We start from the raw sequence: 22,198 nt of genomic DNA, 5'->3' as shown, positions 1-22,198 counted from the left end.
TCATCTACAGGTTGCTTGCTATGCCATTGGTCACAAAGACGTTAAATCATAAAGTCCTTATGCGGATAGCCTTTACAATAGCTTTTATCCAGTTCACTAATGCGCTGGAATATATGATGTTCAACCCTATTTTTGCTTTTATGGCGGCAGATTTCGCCGTTCCCGTATCATTCTCAGGCTATGTATCCGGTATGTACACATCGGGCGCCGTCCTTTCGGGAATTATCGCCTTTTACTGGATTGGTCGTTTCAATAAGAAACATTTTTTAATAGCCAATATGGCACTCTTAGGCCTACTGACGCTTTTTACGACATTTATCTCCAGTTTTAGTCTTCTGCTTACACTACGATTCTGTGCAGGGTTGGTTGGCGGTACGACAATGGGTGTGGGTATCAGTATATTGATAAACAACGCACCGACTAACGTGCGCGGAAAAATGTTGGCGACGGTAATTGCGTCATTTTCGATGGTAAGCATTATAGGAATGCCCATTATATTATTTTTGTGTACGCATTATGGTTGGCATGTCGCTTTGTGGATAATAAGTATACTGTGTTTGTTAGCATTGCCACTGATTGTATCCATCATCCCCCACGAACCCATATCTTTCGACAAGCTCCACACGCAGCCCATTGATGTGGATACTTTGCTGTTCGCCTCCAGTAATGCGCTTGTACAGTTTAGTCCAATGCTGGTGATTCCTTTTCTGGTACCCTTAATGACACAGCGGTTGGGCGCTTCGCAAGACCTATTGCCTTGGTTGTTCTTCGGCGGTGGTGTCACAGGTTACCTGTCTACAAAAATGACAGGTGTGTTAACCTCGCGTTTTTCTGCTTTGATTCTGGCTATCGGGTCAACGATAGTCTTTATATTGAGTTTGCTAATACCATTATTGGGCTATCAGCATGCGGCGTTGTTCATTACTTTATTTCTCGGTGCATCTTACAGTCGTCTGGTTTCATCTTCTGCAGTATCTATTAAGTATCCTGATGATAGGCAACGAGCTGGATTTTTTTCATTACAGACATCGATAATGTATATGATTACCACCGTCGCATTTTTCCTGTCCGCTTTTCTATTACCCGATTACGGCATGGCACCACAAAATGTGAACATATTATTGGCGCTATGTGCAATTTCCGCATCAGGGTTCCCAATCATCGTTTTCATTCTGCAAAGGAAACTGGTTAAACGAAATGTCTCGCCGGATCATCTCATCATTGATTAGCATAGACTTTCATACCCTGAAATTTACACTATTTGGTGGTTCAGAAATTAGGTCGAAGAGACCAAGGAACTGTGGTACCTATGATATTGACTGTTTTATCATTTTTTAACGCAGAGTTTACACCATCAGATATTTCAAAATTTGATAACCATCTTGAGTTATTTAAATTCGATCTCTTATCTATAACAAAGCCTAATATAATGATTTTGTATTCAATGTTGGGATAATTTTTACGGAAAAAAGATAATTTATGACTAATTTCCTCTGGCTTTGATGGATCTGCTAAAGAACTTCCAACAACATGCCAGAGTGAATTCTTAGTGAATTCAACAGCAACCAAAAAGACATTCATTTCTGATGGCTCATGCACCCAGCATAAAGAAAAATCGAAGAGTCCGGTACTTTCAGTATGATTTTCTAATTGGATCTTAAGATTCTCAATGTCGTGATAATCACACGATAGATGATGAAAATTTTTTGTGCCTAAAACCTCAAACAGTTTGCGGAACTTTTCGTCTCCGCGGGATACAATGGAAACGACATTTCCACATTCAATCAATTCCTTAACTACCCCTGATAACATCCCGCTCCCACCTACAACAAGGTAATGTGAAGTCATAATGCGTCCTTCCTTTCCTGATTTAGGTTTAGATGTAATCAGTATGTAGTCCGTAATATTTTTAATCAAAAATATGCTGTGCATTTACTTCTCTGCTGACTATTCATTTACAAAAGATGGTATTGATCATATCCGTCTTGAGCTTAAGCAGACTTTATTCTACGATTGTGGAAAAGCGATAATTTAATTCTCCTCCACGTTATGTAGCTTCCTCATTCAACACTCTACAAGAGCATATTAACTGACTCCAAAATTCTTTTTCGGTTTCATTATCATGCATCGCGCTGAGCTCCCATCTGCTTGGATGAGGATTCAAGAGTGAACTGAAAGCACTTAAGCCCTGTACATTTCCCGTCAACGAGTTCAAAAACATAATAACTCGCGTTTGGTTGAGCATAGCGAGAAAAACTATTGATAATTCCTTCTTTTAGCTGTGCCAGAACACCCTGGCTAACATGCCCATGAGAAACAATATATACAATCTGATATTCTTTAGCTTCTTGCTGATTATGTAAGAAATGCATCATTCGCTGAGAAATCTGAGCCAATGTCTCTCAGGCTAGGGTCAATAATTTGCATCGCGCTCGAATAACGCATTTGTATCATCCGGATTGCAGAATGTTAAATGCAATTAAGCCTCACACAGAGATACGAGCCTTAACCCACCCTTTAAAATCAGATTCAAAGTGATGCAGGAAAATAGAGCTGACATCAGCGAAGGCGTGATCTTCAATGATATTAAGCATCGGTTCGTAGATATTGATTTCAGCTTCTTTAGTTCGGCGGGTTGCAGATCAATAACGTCTTTTTTCCGTTCCAAGTCCGGCCGAATTCCCCATGAATAAAGCTTTGAGATGACAGCAAATTCCCTTTTGGTTCAAACCCTGATTCGCTGGCTTTGCGCTGACTGCTGGTAAAGCGGCCAGTAACTGTTGAACGTTGGTCATGATGCGGTCTTACAAGGCCACGGACCCTGCCTTTGAAATCCTTAATCTTGACGGCATTCAGGCCGAACCCAATAGCGGATTTAGCACGCATCTTGTAATCCCCTGTCAGGCAAGCTAGCCTGCTAAAATCAAATGCTAAATTTTCTATTAATGACAGGTAATATCGGCAATGGCCCAGATCCCAAAAAACTACAGTCGGCTGGAAAGCGGCTACCGTGAAAAGGCATTAAAACTCTATCCGTGGGTATGTGGGCGCTGCTCGCGTGAGTTTGTTTATTCAAATCTTCGCGAATTAACAGTCCACCATATCGATCACGATCATAACAATAATCCGGAAGACGGCAGTAACTGGGAGTTATTGTGTCTCTATTGTCATGATCATGAACACTCGAAGTACACTGAAGCAGATCAATATGGCACATCAGTTGTCGCGGGAGAGGACGCGCAAAAAGATGTTGCTGCGGCAACCTATAACCCGTTTGCCGATTTAAAGTCGATGATTACTAAAAAGAAATAAGATTAGAAACATCCGCTTTCAGTACAGGGCTGCTCCAACAGCCCTGACCGGCAACACTGATATGATGAAGCCTCAGCGGGCAGAGTTGAGTGCCAGAACGCAGGCCGATTCCATTTTCACTCGTCCAGCTCGACGTCGCGCTGTACCAAATAAATCAGCACCAGAATAATAGTGACGAAGAAACGAAATGCACTAGGCACCCCGTTCCATTGTTGTGACATCCACATGCCAAACCATTCCCCGCCCACTGACATAAATCCGACTTGCCAGGTCAGAAAACCGAGTGTCAGGCCAGCCACCGCCATTTTTTTCGTTCTGTTGAAAACCGCTGCAGATTGTTTTAAACCACAAACCAGACGCAGCCCGCCAGCCCAACACAGCAGCGCAGTCATGCTTTCCAAGGTGATAATGGCAATGTAACCTGCTTGATGCAGCCAGGGAGACTGTATTGAACGGTAGGTGATTGTAGCGCCAGGAAAAATGGTATCCATCATAAAGACATGGCGCACAAAGGCATAGTTAGAGCCGTAATCCGTGATATTGCCAAAAGCTACCAGCGTGGCAAGCAGCGCAATCGCACACACCAGCAGCGCTTTGGATAAGCGAATGATCATATTAATGAGTCCTGATGAAGTTAATCTGTACACCAGAGGTGCAAGTTGCGGGCTCAGGAATAGAAGGAAAATGAGCTTGATGGATACCCGAAAGAAACAAGCATTTCTTTTTTAACTTAAACAAAAAGCTTAATCAATACGATATTTACGCACGTAGAACCGAGTATCTTACCGTTGCCGCAGAGCAACCGCCGCCGCTCGACAAATCTGCCAGGTGGTTAAAAGTTTCCAGTCACGGTCCAGCGAGTTTTGAGCTGATTTTTGAAAGCGCCAGTTTGAAAAAGATAACCTCTTTCATAAACACCTGTTGGTGCTGCCTGACAATGTTGAGCCTAATTCTACTCAAAGCCTCCGCTAAAACTTCCTCTAGAATGTCCCCTCTCTCCTTCAATTGTGAAGTAATTCACATTAATTTCCATCCGGTTATGAAAATAAAATGCTATATCTTTAAAAGTGAAACATCATTTCAATTTAATTTAAGTGTGAAACATTCAACTTTTGAAACGACTATTTTCAGGATGGATACAGATATGTGGCAAGGTAAATTACTTATTGTGGCGCTGGCAGTTGGGATTAGCGCACAGACATTGGCGGCTCCTCTATCCGACTCAGCTAACCTGATTTGGCATAGCATTACTTTCGGTCAGTCGACAGATATTAATTTTGCAACCAACGTGCTTCCTAAAAAAATTGGCACCAACGCGACACGGCTAGCAGACGGAAAAACTGTCCCGGCAGCAGGTACTCGACTCAATACACCTTTCACATTAGAAAGCCGTGGTGGAAAAATTGGTAACAGCCACGATGGTTTGACATTTTTTTATACGCGACTGCCGGCCAACGTAAACTTTGAGCTACAAGCTGACATCACGCTAAATCAATTTGGACCTGAAAATGGGGCAAAACCCGCCGGTCAGGAGGGAGCCGGATTATTGGTACGCGACATTTTGGGTAATGCGCGAGAACCCATACTCAAGCCAGGTGTTGAGGAATTACCCGCGGCATCAAATATGGTGATGAACAGTATAATGCAGACAGGAAATAATCTGCCCGAGGTGGCAATGATCGCTCGGCAAGGAGTCAAGCACCCTTGGGGAAATACCGGAATCGGGATCGTGAGGGAAGCTTATCATCCGCTGTCCACACCCCAAAATTTCTCTTTAAGGTTAATCCGGACCAACGATGGATTTGAGGCTGCTTATTCTTCGCACAATAGCGGACAGTGGGTAAGTAAAATGCTAAAAGGCGCGGATATCGTTACACAGCTGGACAAAACCGGTTATTACGTCGGATTTTTTGCTTCGCGTAATGCTAAAATTACCGTTAATCATGCGAAACTGATCCTAAGTCCAGCCGATATAAAGCCTTCGCTGCCCTATATTCCCCCTAATCTAGAACCTTATATTGAGTTAATGTCCTCGCCTGCTATCACTAAGCGCGATGGTATTTTCCAGCTGCGCAGCAATGTAAATGGAAAGATGCAAATAAAAATGGGGGATGAGAACTTGCTGGCTCCGAAAATGGTCAGAAGCGGTGAGGTCATTGCTGTGCCTGTGCATTTACAACAGCCCTCAGCGGAACTTAACGTGATATTTACTCCCGATAACGGAAAAACTCTGACAAAAAAATTCCCACTACGAATGGTGCAGATTAATAATCCAGATGTTGTTTATGCATCACCACAAGGTGAAGCCAGTAATGATGGTTCGCAACAGCATCCATTAGATTTCTCGAGTGCAGTCAATTTATTAGCCCCTGGTGGAACTTTGTGGATGGCTGAGGGTACCTATCCCGCCAGCACCATCCCGGCCACAGCAAGTGGCATTGCTGGAAAACCTAAATTGCTGCGCCCGCAGGGTAATAATGTGGTATTCAATGGGCTAAATCTCGACGCCAGCTATTGGGATATCAAAGCTATAGCCGTTACTCAAAAAAGTTTTCATATTTCTGGCAGTTATAATCAAATTGACCACGTTGTAGCACATAATGCCGACGATACCGGAATATGGGTCTCTTCACCTGACGGCATCGGCCGAGCTCTTTGGGCCAGCCATAACCTGATCAGCAATTCAGAGTCATGGGGGAATCAGGATCCAGGTCGTAAAAATGCTGATGGGTTTGCCGTGAAAATGCGAGTGGGCGAAGGGAATAAAATCGTCAATTGTTATTCTCACGATAATATCGATGATGGCTTCGATTTATTCAATAAAATCGAAGACGGCCCTGACGGAATTGTCACGATTGAAAATAGTCTATCGGTTCATAACGGCAGCAACGGTTTTAAACTCGGTGGCGAAGGGTTACCCGTGGCTCATGTAATCCATAATAATGTGGCCATTAATAATGGCATGGACGGCTTCACGGATAATTTCAATCCAGGAGCTCTGGTTGTTGAGAATAATATATCAATCAATAACAAACGTTTTAATTTCTTGTTCCGCCCCTCTCCATACACAACCACCGAACATCAGGGCATTTTCAAAGAGAATATCTCATTACGCACTGATGCAGGTAAACTTAGTGACATTGTTAGCGGAAATATTTACAGCGGAAATGATTTTATAGTAAAAAAATAAATATCATTTTATTAAAGTAAAGAATCTAAATAAAAAATAACACCCTCAATGTCTCTGGGAATCATATAATGAAAATTAACAGGCTGCTGCTCTGCGGGCTGCTGCTGTCCAGCACAAGCAGCCAGGCTTTGACCATAGATCTTCGCCATGAATGGCTTGATGACAGCAAACAGCAAAAAGATAGAATATTACTTTCGCATCGTTTTGATAATGGTATTGGTATTTCGTTTGAAGACAAATGGCGGTCAGGAGATAAAAACCCTAATCGCCCATTTGATAAGATGGTGGGTAATGGCACAGAAACGACGCTAACCTATCAATATAAAGTCACACCTGCTTTATTTTTGCAGCCCGGCTTTGCCGTTGAGTCTAATACTGGTAACAATATCTATAAACCGTCCTTAACTGCAGGATATACATTCTCTAACGGCCTTTATTTCAATACACGCTATCGCTACGAGGAAACACGTTACAGTAATGACACGAGTAGTAAGAAAACAAATCGTGGGGAAATCTGGTTGGGTTATCGGCTCAACAATTGGCGTTTGGAATATAATTATATTTATAGGCACAGCAATAAAATACTTTTTGACAATGCTCGATGGGATTATGAAGAAGATCTTAAATTGGCCTATAACCTTACCAAACACTGGACGCCTTTTGCCGAAATTGGCAACGTGTCTGTTAACTCAACATCACACGACAGACAGACCCGTTTCCGTGTGGGCATTCAATATGCATTCTAAAATCAGCAAACCTACCATTAAATAGAGATTAAACCTCAATTTAGGCCTTGATAAGAAATGATGATTATAGAACTTTGCATGGGTAACTATTTTCCCCTCTATAACCTTTTCCTATCATAGCCTCCCCCTCCATAACCAAATCTTAACTACATTTCAAACATCTCACCCTAGTTTCGTGATCAACATCGCAGTTTAAGCATTAACAAAACTTATAACAAAATTTCACATTAATCTCATTGAATGATAATGATTGTTATTTATAATCTGATTCTCAATATCATCAATGCTTATAGCCCTGAAAATCCACACAGAAAGGAGTGGTTATTGTTCTGATCCGTTAAAAAACTTAGATATTCGAGTTTCTGAGGTGTTTACCTCTCCGCAAAAGCATTAGTAACCCTGAACTATAGATTGATCGTCAGGGGTTTAACGCTGTCATTTTCAAATGGCGGCAGGGCTTTCTACGTCTTAAACAAAGGAAAAGAATATGGCCTTACGTTCGCCAACTCAGCTGGAGCCAACTCAAAGCGCTGCCGGTTCTCAGGATTATATTTTCAACGATCGCCAGCTTTCTGCGTGGGCCCGGCAAACGCAAGAAGCGTTGGCATTGATGACCAATACGATGAAAAACGTTGAAAAACCTTTCAGCGGCATTCTTCCTCATGAACTTGCACCTAAATTTAGTGAGGTAAATCTTGACCAGCCACTTGGCAGCAACGAAGCGGCACTTGATGAGCTCAAAGACCTCTACCTGCGAGACGCCGTCTGGTTTCACCATCCTAAATATGTCGCCCATTTGAATTGCCCAGTAGTGCTCCCTTCCCTGCTGGCCGAGCAAATCATGGCGGCGGTCAACAGTTCGGTAGATACCTGGGATCAGAGCGCTGGCGGCACGCTGATTGAGCAAAAGGTGATTGACTGGACCCTCGGCCGCATCGGCTTGCCCGCTTCTTCCGATGGGATTTTTACCAGCGGTGGCACGCAGTCCAACCTGATGGCTATGCTATTGGCGCGCGATAGCTGGTGCGCAGCTCATCATCCAGGACATTTGATCAAACATCGTGGACTCCCGCAGGATGCCGCAAAGTGGCGCGTTTTCACCTCTAAACTGAGCCACTTCAGCATTCAGAAATCGATGGCAATCCTGGGACTCGGCTATGACGCGGTGATCCCGGTGGACTGCGACGAGCACTATCGCATGGATGCCCGCCTGCTCGAGCAGGAGATTCAGCAATGCCTTCACGAGGGGCTTATCCCGATTGCCATCGTGGCCACCAGCGGCACTACCGATTTTGGCAGCATCGATCCGTTGCAGGATATCTCTAAACTTTGTCGGCATTACGGCCTGTGGATGCACGTCGATGCGGCTTACGGCTGCGGATTTCTGGTCTCGGAAAATCATCGCCAGCGCCTTTCCGGCATTGAAAAAGCCGATTCTGTCACCGTGGATTATCACAAATCATTTTTCCAGACTGTTAGCTGCGGTGCCTTCTTCGTGCGTGAAAAGCAGAATCTGAGCCATGTGACTCATCATGCGGATTATCTAAACCCGCTTAGCGCGCAGCAGGAAGGGACACCCAATCTGGTCAATAAAAGCATTCAGACTACCCGCCGTTTTGATGCGCTAAAAATGTGGCTAACCTTGCGTATCATGGGCCCTGCGGCGCTGGGTGATGCTTTTGACAGCATCATCGCGTTGACTCAGGCCGCCCATCAGTTGCTGAGAGGGCATCCGGCAATTGAGGTGCTGCACGCGCCTGAACTGACCACCCAGATTTTCCGTTATGTGCCGCGTCAGGGTATGAATGAAACCCTTGTCGACGACATTAATGCCAATATTCGCAAAGCGCTGTTCCGCTCGGGCAATGCAGTCATTGCTGGCACCAAGGTCAACGGTCGCCAGTATCTGAAATTCACCTTCCTGAATCCAACCACCACGGCGGCAGACATCGAAGATGTCATTGCTCTGATTGTGCATTACGGCCGTGAACTCGTGCGCGACTCTGCGCTTAACGCGGCTAACCAATGAGAACTCCGTCATGAATAACAACATCTATGATTTTATCGGTATTGGCATTGGCCCATTCAATCTGGGCCTGGCCTGCCTGAGCGAGCCGGTTGAAGGTCTGAGCGGCGTGTTTCTCGACCAAAATCCCGGCTTCGACTGGCATACCGGCATGATGCTGGAAAGCGCGCATTTGCAGACGCCATTTATGGCTGATTTAGTGACTCTCGCCGATCCAACCAGTCCCTATAGCCTGCTGAACTATATGAAGCAGAAGGGAAAACTGTACTCTTTTTACATTCGCGAAGATTTTTTCCTGATGCGTAAAGAGTATAACCAGTATTGCCAGTGGGCCTGTTCCCAACTGAGTAATCTGCGCTGGAATACCTGTGTCGAGTACGTCAATTACGACGAGAGCTTACAGTGCTATCGCGTGCGTGCCGTGGATACGGTAAACGGTAAAATACAGGAATGGCTGGGACGTCATCTGATCCTGGGCACGGGTCCGGCTGCCTGGATGCCAGCCTGTAGTCGCCCCTATCGCGATCACATGACTCACTCCAGCGAATACCTAGTCAATAAAGAAAAGCTGCAGAAGAAAAAATCAATAACCGTGTTGGGCAGCGGACAGAGTGCGGCCGAAATCTATTACGATCTGCTGTCGGATATCGACCGTTTTGGCTATCAGCTGAACTGGGTCACTCGCGCCCCGCGTTTCTACCCGCTGGAATATTCCAAGCTGACTCTGGAAATGACCTCGCCGGAGTGGGTCGATTATTTTCACAATCTGCCGCCAGCCAAACGCGATGAGCTGAATGCGCGCCATAAAAATCTTTATAAAGGCATTAATAGCAGCCTGATCAATGACATCTACGACCTGATGTATGTCAAAGAACTCGACGGCAAACTTGACGTCAACTTGTTTACTCACTCTGAGTTGACCGATATGAAATGGTTGCCAGAGGGTGAATTCGAACTGTCGCTGCATCAGCAGGAACAGGATCGCGCCTTTACCCGCCGTAGCGAAGGGTTGGTAATGGCAACCGGCTATCAGTATCGCCCACCGATGTTTATCGAAGGGATCACCCACCGCCTGCGCTGGGATGAAAAAGGCCGCTACGACGTGCAACGCAATTACAGCATCGATCATCACAACCAAGTCTTTGTGCAAAACGCCGAACTGCATACTCACGGTTTTGTTACCCCGGACTTGGGGATGGCCTGCTACCGCAACTCGGTATTGCTGCGCGAACTGACTGGCCGGGAGGTTTATCCGGTCGAGCGCCAGATTGCTTTCCAGACCTTCCCGTCACAGTCGGAGCGCTGATATGTCTGCTATTTTTCGTACCACACGCCCTGCGGGTGATTTTTCTCTCCGTCCAATGTGCGCAGATGATGCTTCGCTGATCCACAGTTGGGTCACTCGCGACTATGCCCGTTTCTGGGGGATGCAAAACGACAGTCTTGAGCAGGTTGCCGCATTTTATCAACAGCTGACGGCGAAAAATCCGCAGGCAGTGATGATTGGCTACTGCGATGAAAAGCCGGTCTTCCTGATGGAATTTTACCGGGCAAGCGAAGATGACGTCGGTAAATTCTACGCCGCACAACCTGACGATTACGGCATGCACATTCTGATTGCTCCGGCCAACAAACCGGTCAAGCAGTTCAGCTGGCAGGTCTTCACCGTGGTGATGGACTACATGTTTAGCCAGCCACAGGTGGGGCGGGTCGTCGTCGAGCCGGACGTGCGTAATAACAAAATTCATCCGCTGAACAAGCGTGCGGGTTTCCGCTATCAACAAACCATTGATATGGGGCACAAAACTGCCTGGCTGGCCTTTTGCCAGCGTGAAGATTATCAACAAGCTTTAACGAAGGAATCGCTGAATATGAATCATACAACGCCTTTACTGACCGGAACCCACCTCTCGGGTGATAACTGGGCGCAGGCCAATCGCTTGCTGATCCGCAAAGCGATTGCAGAATTCGCTCACGAGAAAATCGTTACCCCAACCCAATCCGACAACAATTTCTATTTTCTTGCCGTTCCGGGCGGGGAAGCCGTTTATCAGTTCAAGGCAAAAAGACTGGCGCTGGACCACTGGGAGATTGACGCAGGTTCGCTTATCAAACAGGAAAACGGTCATCCACTGACGCTGGATGCTTTACAGTTTATTGTTGAATTTAACCAGCAGATTGGTATTCCGCAGGCGTTATTAGCGACCTACATGGAAGAAATAAGCAGCACGCTGTGCAGTAGCGTATTCAAATTGCAGAAAAATAACCCTGACAGCCAGGCTTTGGTGAATGCAGATTTTCAAACCGTTGAATCCTCAATGACTGAAGGACATCCGTGCTTTGTGGCCAACAATGGGCGCATTGGCTTCGATGCCCGAGATTATCTGGCTTATGCCCCGGAAGCCGCGACACCGATCAATCTGGTCTGGGTCGCCGTCCACCTGCGTAATGCTCATTTCTCAAGTCTCAGCGACCTGGAATATGAGCAACTGATGCACGACGAGTTGGGGCAGCCGACGGTGGATCATTTTAATGCCCTGCTGGTCGAAAAAGGCCTGCCAATCGATGACTACATTTTTATGCCGGTTCATCCCTGGCAGTGGCAAAATAAGCTACTGACCGTATTTGCCGCAGATATCGCCAATAAAGATATTGTTTATCTCGGCACGGGCGACGATCAGTATCAGGCTCAGCAGTCGATTCGTACCTTTTTCAATCGCAGCCAGCCAAATAAACGTTATGTGAAAACGGCGCTTTCAGTGCTGAATATGGGCTTTATGCGCGGCCTTTCGCCTTACTATATGGCGACCACGCCGGCGATTAACCAATGGCTCGAAGAACTGGTAAAAAAAGATGGCTGGCTACAGCGTTGTGACTTCCGCATTCTTCGTGAAGTTGCGGCCGTGGGGTATCACAACCGTTATTACGAAAAAGCCATTCAGGGTGATTCCGCCTACAAAAAAATGTTCGCTGCGCTGTGGCGCGACAATCCTGTAGCCAGTTTGCAGCCTAATCAGCGCCTGATGACTATGGCCTCGTTCCTGCACGTGGATCATCATCAGCAACCCCTATTACCGGCGCTGATTGCCGATTCAGGTTTACCGGCGAAACAGTGGATTGAACGTTACCTGACCTGCTATCTCAGCCCGCTGCTGCACTGTTTCTATCAGCATGATTTGGTGTTTATGCCGCATGGTGAAAACCTGATCCTGCTGCTGGAGAATAATGTTCCGGTGAGCGCCTATATGAAAGATATCGGCGAAGAAATCGCGGTGATGAATCCAGATGCCGTATTGCCGGAAAAAGTACAGCGCCTGGCGGTAGACGTACCGGAAAACCTCAAACTCCTGTCAATTTTTACCGACGTATTCGACTGCATTTTCCGCTTTATCAGCGCCATTTTGCACGAGTCAGATACCCTGCCGGAAGAGCAATTCTGGCAGGCCGTAGCCAACTGTGTGAAAGAATATCAGCAGGCGCATCCACAATTTGCCGGCAAGTTTGCCCGTTACGATATGTTCGCGCCGGAGTTTACCCGCTCCTGCCTTAACCGCCTGCAATTAGCCAATAATCAGCAGATGATAAACCTGTCCGATCCGGCCGAGAATCTGAAATTCGCCGGTACGCTGGTTAACCCGATTGCTAAATGGCGTTAAAAACTTTCAACTGCTCAGCATAACCACTGAACAGGTTGGCGCGGTCGCTCTAGTGGCCGCGCTTTTTATCATTTTTTGGGGAAGGATTTGCAATGTCAGTGTTTGTTCCCGCGTCGAGCTTAACCCGTCGACAGTTGATTTTCCCGATCTCGCTGGTGCTGTTTGAGTTTGCCACCTATATCGCGCATGACATGATTCAGCCCGGCATGTTGCTGGTCACCAGCGAGTTTCACGTCGGGCCAGAGTGGGTTTCGGCCTCACTGACCGCCTACCTGATGGGCGGCATTATGCTGCAATGGCTGCTGGGCCCCCTTTCCGACAAACTTGGCCGCCGCCCGGTAATGCTCTGCGGGGTAGCATTTTTTATGCTGACCTGTTTTGCAACCCACTGGGTGCAAAGCATTGAACAATTCGTTTTGATGCGTTTTTTACAAGGCGTCAGCCTATGCTTTATCGGCGCAGTGGGCTATGCCGCGATTCAGGAAGCCTTTGAGGAGTCGCTCAGCGTGAAAATTATGGCGCTGATGGCCAACGTGTCATTGCTCGCTCCCTTGGCCGGACCGATCGCCGGAGCCGCGTTTCTCTCTTTCAGCGGCTGGCGCACCATGTTCTGGGCGTTTGGCGGCGTTACGGCTTTAGCACTGGTGGGTCTATGGCGCTATATGCCTGAAACGTCAGGAGATAAAAATGCATCAGTTTCGGTGAAATCTTTGGCAAAAGGCTATTACACCTTGCTCAAGGATCGACAAGTCATGAGCGGTTCGCTGGCAATTGGCATTGGGACGATCCCTTGCCTTGCCTGGGTTGCCCTGTCGCCAGTGATCCTTATCCATGACCAGGGGGTTAGCCAAATGGATTATGCGCTGCTTCAAATCCCGGTTTTTGTGGCCATGATCGCCGGTAACCTGACTCTGGGCCGCCTCGCCAGCCGCCTGCCCATTGAGCAACCGCTTAAACTGGGAGCGTGGCCAATTATCCTTGGTTTAGCCATAGCGGCGATCGCCACCGCAGTTAATAGCCACAGCTACCTTTGGCTGACCGCCGGACTAAGCATTTACGGCTTCGGAACCGGGCTGATTAATGCCGGGCTTTATCGGCTGACGCTATTTTCCAGCAGTGCCGGAAAAGGCAGCGTGGCGGCCATGGTGGGGATGGTCACTATTTTGGTGTTTGCACTGGGAATCGAGAGCTCGAAAGCCGCCTACTTCAGCGGCGGCAGCCTGCGTTTCAGTCTGATCAATCTTGCCTGTGGCCTGCTTTGGCTCTGGCTGGTACGCGCATTTCTCACAGAAAGAAAGCGACGTAGCCAGATTACTGTCGTGGAATAATCGTCCTGTTAAAACCAACCCACCATGGTTGGTTTTAACTGCTCCTCACACCGGCGTGATTGCACCATTTCCGGAAAAATATCCGTCAAGATTAGCCAATACGAGATCCAGCTGTGCCTGAGTGGCTTCTGGAGACCATCCGGCGAGATGCGGGGTGATGAGCAAGTTGTCGAGTTCAAGCAGCGCCTCGGGGCGCGCCGGCTCGGTTTCATAAACATCAATCCCGGCACCCGCGATGACACCATCACGTAGCGCCTCGGCAAGCAGAGTCGTTTCCACCAGACTACCGCGACCAATATTGATCAGATAACCTTTAGGACCTAGCCTGGACAGCACCGCCGAGTCAATAATATGCATGGTTTCTGCACCGCCGGGAGCAGCGCAAACCAATACATCGCACCACTCGGCCAACGCCAGCAAATGATCAAAATAGGTGTAAGTAGATTCCGGCTTTGGATTGCGATTGTGATAACCAATTTCCATGTCGAATGCTGCCGCGCGTTTGGCAATCTTCTCACCGATCATTCCTAAGCCAAAAATGCCCATTCGCTTGCCGGAAATATTGGTCGGCTGAGCAATAGCAGTGCGCCAAACGCCGTCGCGGCATAATTGATCGAGTTTACGGAAATTACGCATAGTCGCTATTACCAGACCCATGGCGTGATCGGCCGCGCAGTTATCATTGGTGCCGCGACCGTTTACGAGGGTAATTCCCAATGAACGAGCGGCCTGAACATCAATACCCTCATAACCCGCGCCCATACAGCAGATGAGCTTAAGAAAAGGCATAGATAGCATCTCTTCCCGGGTCAAACCCAGCAAGCCGATGGTCAGCACCGCAGTAAACTCAGCGCCTTTTTCTTTGATGACAGCCGCACGCGTTTCGGGGGTTGCCGCAAATGTGGTAATACAGGCCTGCGCCAGAGCCGCCTGATGTTCTTCGCTCAATGTATTAAGAACCAGCAACTTAATCTTCGAGGTCATTTATGCCCTTCCTTCATAATCATTTGTCGCCTTAAGAAAATCTATAAAAACGCGTAATACAGGCTTCATGTGTCTACGGCCATGATAATACAAATAAAATCTTCCCGGTGCAGATATACGAATGAAGAGTTAAAAATGCTAACCCTTTTAATACATCTAAAGCTTTAAATATTAACCATCCGTTGAGCGCGTAACGCTTTCCCAGATATCAATTTCGCTGGCTAAAGCTTTAAGCTTGTCACGTACCAGGCCCAATGCGTCGCTTCCCAGCAGCAAATGGGCCGGAGGCGAGTCACTCTCAATTGCCACCAGCATCGCCCGCGCCGCTTTGGCCGGATCGCCGAGCTGCTTGCCGTTTTTCTCTTCTCGCGCCTGGCGAATAGGGTCGAACAACGGATCGTAATCAGCAATCGTTCGCGGTGTCCTGACCATTGATCGCCCTGCCCAATCGGTTCGAAAGGAGCCCGGTGCTACTGCGGTGACGGCAATATTAAAAGGTTTTAGCTCTTTCCCTAAAACTTCCGAAATCCCCTCCAAAGCGAACTTGCTGCCACAGTAATAGGCGATACCTGGCATGGTGATAAATCCCCCCATCGAGGTGATATTGAGGATATGCCCATGGCGACGCTGGCGCATAAAAGGAACCACGGCCTTGGTCATTGCCACTGCGCCAAACACATTGACATCAAACTGGCGTTTCATGTCTTCCAGCGGTGACTCTTCCATCACGCCTTCGTGCCCGTATCCGGCATTATTAACCAGTACATCAATCGGCCCGATAGAGGCCTCAACGTCAGCAATAATCCCTTCAATCGCATTAAAATCAGTGATATCAAGAACACGCGCAAAGGCCCGTGCAGTATTCAGTGCTTCAAAGGCAGTTTTTGCAGCGTCGTTACGCACGGTGCCTACTACGCGATAGCCACTATTTAAGGCTTCTTGCGCCAAAGCTCGTCCAAAGCCGCTGCTGACACCAGTGATTAAAATAATTTTAGAAACAGTCATAAAAACTCCCGTTCGTTAAGAGATGTATGCATACTATTCTCTTGAGTGAGTGTTTTTTAGACCAGATATTCTCTTTTTATTGCCTAAAACTATGAGGACACTTGCCGTGGAGGACAATCGCACTGAAACAGGATGTTTTGAGGCCGTGCCGTTAAGCATGGCTGAACGTCTTTTGATACTGGCTCCAAACGAGGGTTATAACCTGACCGCCCTGCCAGACGTGCGTTTTCTGCGTTCCAATCGCCCACTGGCAAGGACTCCGGTGCTTTACGATCCCGGGATTGTCATTGTCTGTCAGGGTTCAAAACGCGGATATTTTGGCGATAAGACTTACGTTTATGATCAACAGCATTATCTGGCGGTTTCTGTTCCTGTGCCGTTTGTAATGGAAACAGATGCTTCACCCAAGAGCCCTTTACTGGCTATTTATTTACATCTGGATTTCCAGTTAGCGGCTGAATTGCTCATTGAAATGGAGCGGCACGGCGTTCCACAGCCCACTGGTTCGCCAGAAAGCATGATGTCTAGCCCGCTGGACCCTGCGTTGAGATTATCAGTACTTCATTTTCTGGAAGTGATGGGCAACCCGTTGGATGCGGCAATATTGGGGCCCGCTTTGGTGCGCGAAATGTATTACCGCATTCTGTCTGGCGCACAGGGGAACGCGATGCGCGCGGCGCTTGGAATGCAGGGCCAATTTGGCAAGATTGGCAAAGCATTACGGCGTATTCATGCAACCTACGCCACGCGACTGGATTTGGCCCAACTGGCCGAGGAAGCAGGCATGAGCGTGCCGACTTTTCATAGTCACTTCAAAGCGATAACTCAGACCTCACCGATGCAATATCTCAAGTCGACACGTTTACATCAGGCGCGGTTGATGATGGTCCGCCAAGGCATTACGGCGGCAGTCGCCAGCCAGTCGGTTGGCTATGAAAGCCCTTCGCAATTCAACCGAGAGTTCAAACGGCTGTTTGGCTTACCTCCCGCGGAAGAGACTCGCCGCATGCGGGAAAATTTTGCCGTCCCTCCGGCTCATGCAGCCTCGGCGTTCGTTTCCTCGCACTGATCCGTCTTTACGCTGACGACTCGCTCCCCGCTAGCAGTTCTTTAGCCAGACTGCCAATCAATGAGCGCAACCAGCGATGAGCCGGGTCGTGTCGGTAGCGAACATGCCAGCCCATTTCGACCGGAAAAGTACCGAGATTGACGGGAGCAGGAATAACTTTAAGCCTTGGGTCTTTGGCCAGATGTCGGCAAATTAATCCCGGCAGCGTGGCGCAATAATCGGTGACGGCGATCATTTCCGGAACGGCTAAAAAATGGGTGACCGAAACGGCGACCTGGCGTTTTAATCCCTGCTGTTCCAGAGCCTGATAAAGCCCGGCGCGCATCCGGCCGGGAGGCAGCACGTTAACATGTTTAATTCGCTCATACTGTTCAGCCGTTAAGTGATTGCCAATTTCAGGATGGTCGGCACGCACCACGCAAGCCAGTCCTTCATCAATTAAATGCTGCACCACCATATTATTCGGCGCATCAACGATTCTTCCCAGCACCATATCCGTAGTACCGGAAATCACGCCGGTTTCAATCAAGTCATTACCAAAAGGCATCAGTCGAACACGAATACCCGGCGCAGACTCACGTAGCCGCGCCACCAGTGCGGGCATCAGCACAAACTCGACATAACTGTTCGGCGCGAGAGTAAACAGCCGCGTGGTTTTCGAGGGGTCGAACTCCTGCTGACCCTGTATCACATCATCAAGGCTTGCCAGCGCAGTTGTGATCACCGGCATCAGCTCCTCGGCCATCTGTGTCGGGCGCATACCGTAACGTTCACGAATAAATAAAGGGTCGTGCAGCATATCGCGTAGACGATTTAACGCATTGGAAAGCGCGGGTTGCGTCATGCCAAGCCGTTCAGCGGCGCGAGTCACGTTGCGTTCTTCCATCAGCGCGACCAAAACTGGCAGTAAATTCAGATCGTATTTCATCTAGATATTTCCAATATGAATATCTGAAATAATATAAATAAATTTCCGAAATATGTCACTGAGGGAGATGATGCGTTTGTCCGAAACGAAGACGTTTCCCTGAGTTATACAGCTGACAGCGGGAAATCCCCTGCGCTACATAAATTCTTAAAGCAATTAAGGAATTAACAATGAAAATTCTTATGGTTCTCACCTCACATGACCAACTGGGCGACACTGGCAAGAAAACCGGCTTCTGGCTCGAGGAATTGGCTGCACCTTATTACGCTTTCAAGGACGCAGGCGCGGAGATCACTCTGGCTTCGCCAAAAGGCGGCAATCCACCGCTGGACCCGAAAAGCAACGAGCCAATGTTCCAGACTGAGCTGACCCACCGCTTTGAAGCCGATGCTGCAGCCACCGCGCAGCTCGCCACCACGGTGCGCCTGGACAGCGTTTCTCAGGATGATTTTGACAGTGTATTTTACCCTGGAGGTCACGGGCCGCTGTGGGATCTGGCAGAAGATCAGCATTCAATTACGCTGATCGAATCCTTTATCGGTGCAGGAAAACCTGTCGCTCTGGTGTGTCATGCACCGGGCGTACTGCGCCACGTCAAGGCGGCAAATGGCCAGCCTTTAGTCGCTGGCAAGAAAGTCACAGGCTTTACCAACTCTGAAGAGGAAGGAGTTCAGTTGACCAACGTGGTGCCTTTCCTGGTTGAAGATGAGCTAAAAAAACTGGGCGGGATTTATTCCAAAGCTGATGATTGGAACTCTTATGTGGTCATCGATGGCTTGCTGATTACCGGCCAGAATCCGGGATCGTCAGCCGCTACGGCAGAAGCGTTGCTGAAGCAGCTAGCTAATTAATTAATTAATTAATATAATAGTGGCGGAAATAGCTGCGCTATCAAGTCATCGCAGATGATATTTCAGCTAAAGAATGAAAATACGGTGTATGCAGCATCGTTATAACTAAATTCCGCCACGGCTTGCATGCCCATATTTTTATGGGCATTGATTGAAGGTGCATTATCATTACGAATAAATAACACTCCTTGCCGCCCTTTAATCTGTAATTTCAACTCTTCGAACATTTTCTTTGCCAAGCCTTTATTTCTGGCTTTTTCGCTAACGCAGACCGGCCCATAGAGATACGCATTATCCCCACCGCGATAAACTGAAAGCATGGCATGCACAATGGGTATATTCGCATTACGTTCCAACGTGGCTGACATCATAAAACCCACGACGTCATCCCCTTGCCGCGCCACGATAATCGGCATCTCCTGCATCATTAACTTAATGGTTTCTTCAGCGAGACCCGAGGAAAGTGTGCCATTGTTGATCGCCAGATTTTGCTCCTGTAACAGCATAATCCCGTTCAGATCACCTAAGTTTGCGATGCCAACTGCAATAGGTTTAGTAGTCATTGTCACTCCTCAGTCTATTCGCTCAAACGAATCCATCGACGCCCGGAAAGCATGGTAATGATAACTATGGTAATACCCGCGGCGAGATGCATGGCAAAATCCAGGCTGTGCAGGTGAATATCATGACACAGCGTAAGCAACGTTGATGACATGAACGCAATGCCACACCCAGCCAGCGCAAGAGTTTGCCCGGGATAGAGAGAACGGGTGCGGTAAAGGCCAACAATTGAAATAACAATCATCGGCAGGCTAGCCGACAACATAAAAAGATAGCAATGCAGCCCTTCTCCGAACTTGCCTATCCCCGCGTGATCGCTGGAAAAAGAGGTATTGAGCAGATTGACCGCCAGCCAGATCACGGCGAGCAGTGCTGCCCACTTTAATCGCATCGGCTGCCGCCCGGCGATACTCAGATTAAAGGCCGCAGCAATCGCGATAGCGCCGATAACGAAAGCCAGCAGCAGAGAAAGGAGCGCCAAAAGAGAGCCAGTTTGCGACCAGTCGGTAAATTTATTGTGTAAGCCCCAGCTAGTCAGCATGCCGCAGGGCAACACTGCGGCTATCCAGGCTGCCACCCGCCAGCTCGTCGGCCAGATGCGTTTCACCGGCTGGGCCGATGCGCTAAGTTTATCGATTAATGGGTCATGGCTTCTCATGATTATCCCTTCCGTATTTACGAAGGCTGAGCATCGCGCGATGCAATAATGATTTTACCGCCGAGACAGAAAGATTATTTTCATCGGCAACCTGCGCCAGGCTTTTTTCACGAAGGTGTACAAACTCCACCATCTCACGCTGGCGTTGCGGCAAGACTCCCAGATAACCGCTTAATTCTTCATGCAAATCCTGCTCGGCACCGCCATGTTCAACGGGATAATTAAATACGGCGTCTTCGTCCTGAACCTCTTGCCTGCGCCCGTACTGGCGTAACGCATCGATAGCTCGCGCCGAAGTAATGGCCGCGACCCATGGTAAAATCGGACGTTGGGGATCATAGGTATGACGAACGCGATGAATGGTGATCAACGTCTCCTGAATAACGTCCTCCACCAACACCTCGTCGCTGATTTTTTTGCGCACGAATACCCTGATGGCTGGCACCATCGCTTTTAGCAGTTGGTTATAGGCTTTTCTATCGCCTGCCTGCGCGCGGGCCATCAGTGCAGGCCATTGCAACGCGCGGGCATCAGTTTCCTTCATCGCCTATCCTGATAAACCTAAACAACGTTATGCACTCAATTTATAGGCAAGCAGCGTTGTAAAAGGATTTATTAATCAATCTCTTCACGTTTTTTTCTCAGGTTCAGATGCCTTGTCCAAAGCGCTGATAACAATCCCCGGAGTCAGTACTTGTGGCAATACCACCGGTTTTCCGCCGTTCGCTGGATACACCACATACAGCGGCAAACCACCCCGGCCAAAATCACTCAACGCCTGTTCGACATCAGGATTGTACTTGGTTGAATCCGCAATCATATAAATCGTGTTGGTGCGCGCCATTGCCGTTTTTACCGCCTGCGTTGACAGCGAGGTGTGTTCGTTTACCTGACAGGTAATGCACCAGGAGGCGGTAAAGTCGACGAAAATTGGCTTGCCCTGGCCTTTAATTGCGTCAACATTTTGCGGCGACCAGGCTACAGGTGCTGCGGCGACGCTGGTTTCCGCCATCTCCGGCGCACCTGCGAAGGTTTTAAGATTGACCAACGGCGGCACAATCAGTAACGCGAAAACCACGGTGGCGATGTGCAAAGCCCAATGACGTCTGCCCATCATACGGCGTTTTTGCGCCATGCCATACAGCCAGGCAGCAAAACTGAGCAGGATACAACAGGCCAGAATGGCAGCAAGGGCGATGGATCCGCCCTGACGTTCAAGCACCCAGATGAGCCAGGCGACCGCCCCCAACATTGGGAAAGCCAGCCCGTGCTTCAAGGTCACCATCCAGGCACCGGGCGCAGGTAATATCCGAGCCAATACCGGGAAAAACGAAATCAGTGTAAACGGTGCCGCGAAACCAATGGCCAGTGCAATAAAGATAACCAGACTGACAACCGGCGGTTGAGTTAATGCATAGCCTACCGCGCTTGCCATAAACGGTGCGCTACAAGGGGTAGCGACAACTATTGCCAGCGCGCCGGTCAACGCCGAACCGGTCAAACCGCCACGACCGCCGCCGACTTCGCCGACCTTTTGCACCGAAAGTCCGACTTCAAACAAGCCGAACAAATTCAGCGCCGATGCCAGCATCACGAGAATCAGCACTGCGATCACTACCGGTGACTGTAATTGGAAGCCCCAGCCGACTGCCGCCCCGCCCGACCGTGCCAGCAGCAATATGCCCGCCAGCACAAACATGGTCACCACAACACCCACCAGAAATGCCAGACCTTCGGCTCTGGCCTGTGCAGGCTTGTCGTGATGGCGAATCAGACTCAGTGCTTTGAGCGATATCACCGGAAACACGCACGGCATTAGATTAAGAATAATGCCACCCAAAAAGGCGGCTGCAATGGCAGTCAGCATATTAAACCTACTTAATC

The 22,198-nt window shown here is 48.3% G+C and carries 21 protein-coding genes; 10 read left to right on the top strand and 11 right to left on the bottom strand.

Features of this window, described 5'->3' with window-relative positions; all coding sequences use genetic code 11:
- Positions 1-20: 20 nt before the first annotated feature.
- Positions 21-1,229, top strand: a complete 1,209-nt coding sequence (locus tag AB3G37_RS07400) for an MFS transporter (RefSeq protein WP_369790185.1) — start codon at positions 21-23, stop codon at positions 1,227-1,229.
- Between the two features lie 40 nt (positions 1,230-1,269).
- Here AB3G37_RS07400 and AB3G37_RS07395 read toward each other — a convergent pair whose 3' ends face one another.
- From AB3G37_RS07395 to AB3G37_RS07385, 3 genes are all read right to left on the bottom strand, one after another.
- The gene (locus tag AB3G37_RS07395; RefSeq protein ID WP_369790184.1) at positions 1,270-1,848 is read right to left on the bottom strand and encodes a hypothetical protein; all 579 of its coding nucleotides are present in this window, start codon (positions 1,846-1,848) and stop codon (positions 1,270-1,272) included.
- 272 nt (positions 1,849-2,120) lie between these two features.
- A complete protein-coding gene (locus tag AB3G37_RS07390; RefSeq protein WP_369790183.1) occupies positions 2,121-2,396 on the bottom strand; it encodes a histidine phosphatase family protein in 276 nt (91 codons plus the stop codon).
- 226 nt (positions 2,397-2,622) lie between these two features.
- Positions 2,623-2,886 carry a hypothetical protein gene (locus AB3G37_RS07385; protein ID WP_369790182.1) on the bottom strand — a complete coding sequence of 88 codons (264 nt, stop codon included), beginning with the start codon at positions 2,884-2,886 and terminating at the stop codon, positions 2,623-2,625.
- A 78-nt stretch (positions 2,887-2,964) separates the two neighbouring features.
- Here AB3G37_RS07385 and yajD point away from each other — a divergent pair, with 78 nt between their 5' ends.
- Entirely contained in the window at positions 2,965-3,312 is a 348-nt protein-coding gene (gene yajD / locus AB3G37_RS07380; RefSeq protein WP_009636535.1) for an HNH nuclease YajD, read from the top strand.
- Positions 3,313-3,428: 116 nt separating this feature from the next.
- Here the strand turns inward: yajD and AB3G37_RS07375 are convergent, their stop codons facing one another.
- Positions 3,429-3,926, bottom strand: coding sequence for a DUF2165 family protein (locus AB3G37_RS07375; protein WP_369790181.1), 498 nt, complete (start codon positions 3,924-3,926; stop codon positions 3,429-3,431).
- Between the two features lie 323 nt (positions 3,927-4,249).
- Between AB3G37_RS07375 and AB3G37_RS07370 the strand changes: the two genes are divergently transcribed.
- From AB3G37_RS07370 to AB3G37_RS07345, 6 genes are all read left to right on the top strand, one after another.
- The gene (locus AB3G37_RS07370; protein ID WP_369790180.1) at positions 4,250-6,502 is read left to right on the top strand and encodes a right-handed parallel beta-helix repeat-containing protein; all 2,253 of its coding nucleotides are present in this window, start codon (positions 4,250-4,252) and stop codon (positions 6,500-6,502) included.
- A 68-nt stretch (positions 6,503-6,570) separates the two neighbouring features.
- Positions 6,571-7,248 carry an oligogalacturonate-specific porin KdgM family protein gene (locus AB3G37_RS07365; protein ID WP_369790179.1) on the top strand — a complete coding sequence of 226 codons (678 nt, stop codon included), beginning with the start codon at positions 6,571-6,573 and terminating at the stop codon, positions 7,246-7,248.
- Between the two features lie 487 nt (positions 7,249-7,735).
- The gene (locus tag AB3G37_RS07360) at positions 7,736-9,277 is read left to right on the top strand and encodes an aspartate aminotransferase family protein (RefSeq protein ID WP_369790178.1); all 1,542 of its coding nucleotides are present in this window, start codon (positions 7,736-7,738) and stop codon (positions 9,275-9,277) included.
- A gap of 10 nt (positions 9,278-9,287) precedes the next feature.
- Positions 9,288-10,580: a lysine N(6)-hydroxylase/L-ornithine N(5)-oxygenase family protein gene (locus AB3G37_RS07355; protein WP_369790177.1), complete on the top strand. Its 1,293-nt coding sequence runs from the start codon at positions 9,288-9,290 to the stop codon at positions 10,578-10,580.
- A gap of 1 nt (position 10,581) precedes the next feature.
- On the top strand, positions 10,582-12,930 hold the full coding sequence (locus AB3G37_RS07350; RefSeq protein ID WP_369790176.1) for a GNAT family N-acetyltransferase: 2,349 nt from the start codon (positions 10,582-10,584) through the stop codon (positions 12,928-12,930).
- Positions 12,931-13,022: 92 nt separating this feature from the next.
- Positions 13,023-14,258 carry an MFS transporter gene (locus AB3G37_RS07345; protein ID WP_369790175.1) on the top strand — a complete coding sequence of 412 codons (1,236 nt, stop codon included), beginning with the start codon at positions 13,023-13,025 and terminating at the stop codon, positions 14,256-14,258.
- 45 nt (positions 14,259-14,303) lie between these two features.
- Here the strand turns inward: AB3G37_RS07345 and AB3G37_RS07340 are convergent, their stop codons facing one another.
- Together AB3G37_RS07340 and AB3G37_RS07335 are read right to left on the bottom strand one after the other, a co-directional pair.
- Positions 14,304-15,242, bottom strand: coding sequence for a 2-hydroxyacid dehydrogenase (locus AB3G37_RS07340; protein WP_369790174.1), 939 nt, complete (start codon positions 15,240-15,242; stop codon positions 14,304-14,306).
- 171 nt (positions 15,243-15,413) lie between these two features.
- On the bottom strand, positions 15,414-16,247 hold the full coding sequence (locus AB3G37_RS07335) for an oxidoreductase (RefSeq protein WP_369790173.1): 834 nt from the start codon (positions 16,245-16,247) through the stop codon (positions 15,414-15,416).
- A gap of 157 nt (positions 16,248-16,404) precedes the next feature.
- Here AB3G37_RS07335 and AB3G37_RS07330 point away from each other — a divergent pair, with 157 nt between their 5' ends.
- On the top strand, positions 16,405-17,316 hold the full coding sequence (locus AB3G37_RS07330; protein ID WP_369790911.1) for an AraC family transcriptional regulator N-terminal domain-containing protein: 912 nt from the start codon (positions 16,405-16,407) through the stop codon (positions 17,314-17,316).
- Positions 17,317-17,323: 7 nt separating this feature from the next.
- Here the strand turns inward: AB3G37_RS07330 and AB3G37_RS07325 are convergent, their stop codons facing one another.
- Positions 17,324-18,244, bottom strand: a complete 921-nt coding sequence (locus AB3G37_RS07325; RefSeq protein ID WP_009636524.1) for a LysR substrate-binding domain-containing protein — start codon at positions 18,242-18,244, stop codon at positions 17,324-17,326.
- Positions 18,245-18,414: 170 nt separating this feature from the next.
- On the opposite strand from AB3G37_RS07325, the gene AB3G37_RS07320 reads away from it, so the two are divergent.
- Positions 18,415-19,095 carry a type 1 glutamine amidotransferase domain-containing protein gene (locus tag AB3G37_RS07320; RefSeq protein ID WP_369790172.1) on the top strand — a complete coding sequence of 227 codons (681 nt, stop codon included), beginning with the start codon at positions 18,415-18,417 and terminating at the stop codon, positions 19,093-19,095.
- Between the two features lie 62 nt (positions 19,096-19,157).
- Here AB3G37_RS07320 and AB3G37_RS07315 read toward each other — a convergent pair whose 3' ends face one another.
- From AB3G37_RS07315 to AB3G37_RS07300, 4 genes are all read right to left on the bottom strand, one after another.
- Entirely contained in the window at positions 19,158-19,658 is a 501-nt protein-coding gene (locus tag AB3G37_RS07315) for an N-acetyltransferase family protein (RefSeq protein WP_369790171.1), read from the bottom strand.
- A 14-nt stretch (positions 19,659-19,672) separates the two neighbouring features.
- The gene (locus AB3G37_RS07310) at positions 19,673-20,314 is read right to left on the bottom strand and encodes a DUF1109 domain-containing protein (RefSeq protein ID WP_369790170.1); all 642 of its coding nucleotides are present in this window, start codon (positions 20,312-20,314) and stop codon (positions 19,673-19,675) included.
- Positions 20,301-20,858, bottom strand: coding sequence for a sigma-70 family RNA polymerase sigma factor (locus AB3G37_RS07305; RefSeq protein ID WP_009636520.1), 558 nt, complete (start codon positions 20,856-20,858; stop codon positions 20,301-20,303). The genes AB3G37_RS07310 and AB3G37_RS07305 overlap by 14 nt, the downstream gene beginning before the upstream one ends.
- 84 nt (positions 20,859-20,942) lie before the next feature.
- Positions 20,943-22,181: a protein-disulfide reductase DsbD gene (locus AB3G37_RS07300; RefSeq protein WP_009636519.1), complete on the bottom strand. Its 1,239-nt coding sequence runs from the start codon at positions 22,179-22,181 to the stop codon at positions 20,943-20,945.
- Between the last annotated feature and the right edge of the window lie 17 nt (positions 22,182-22,198).

The sequence above is a fragment of the Rouxiella sp. WC2420 genome, from assembly GCF_041200025.1.
Lineage (GTDB): Bacteria > Pseudomonadota > Gammaproteobacteria > Enterobacterales > Enterobacteriaceae > Rouxiella.
This window is presented reverse-complemented; position numbering and strand designations above follow the sequence as displayed.